This is a genomic window from Moraxella sp. (assembly GCF_024227015.1).
In the GTDB taxonomy this organism is placed as follows: domain Bacteria; phylum Pseudomonadota; class Gammaproteobacteria; order Pseudomonadales; family Moraxellaceae; genus Moraxella.
Genome location: NZ_JAAELD010000048.1, coordinates 1 through 572, shown reverse-complemented (window position 1 = coordinate 572; position 572 = coordinate 1). Strand labels below are relative to the sequence as shown.

Sequence of the window (572 nt, the reverse complement as noted above, 5' to 3'; positions counted from 1 at the left end):
GGCATACCTTGGTGGATATGGGTGTACGCCACATCTTTAAGCCAGTGCATACGGCTTTGTACCGTAGAGGCATCATACAGCACGATATCGCGCATCGACTTATCATAAAATACTTCGCCCGATTCGCTTAAAAGCTGACAAGTGACACTTTGCATCACATCATTCATATCCCCTAACAAAATCAGCGGATGGTTGTTGTGTGACAGTTTTTCGATGACCACTTGGCGAATGCCTGCCGCTTCCGCTGCCCGCATACAAAGACTGCGCAGCTTGGCGCGGACTCGAATTAGCGGATCATTGCGATCTTCTAACGGCTCGCCTTGCGCGTTTTCTAAAAACTCAGGGCGTTTACTTTTTAGATGCGCCACAATCACGGTGACTACCATGCCATTTGGCAATCTGATGTCGGCAATCAGCGGGGGGCGATTAAATTGTTGATAAAGCCCAACATCAGGAACATCTAACAACGCAATCGCAGGCATCTGCGTGAGTAATTGGGTGTTAATAATCTCAAAACGCGATACCAAACCTACGCTCGGGGTACCAATTGCGCCTCGCCCTTGGGTTAATGG

At 48.8% G+C, this 572-nt stretch carries 1 pseudogene; it reads right to left on the bottom strand.

The annotated features are described in order from the left end of the window. Positions 1–572: pseudogene (locus tag GY683_RS00905) on the bottom strand (endonuclease/exonuclease/phosphatase family protein); the annotation flags it as partial.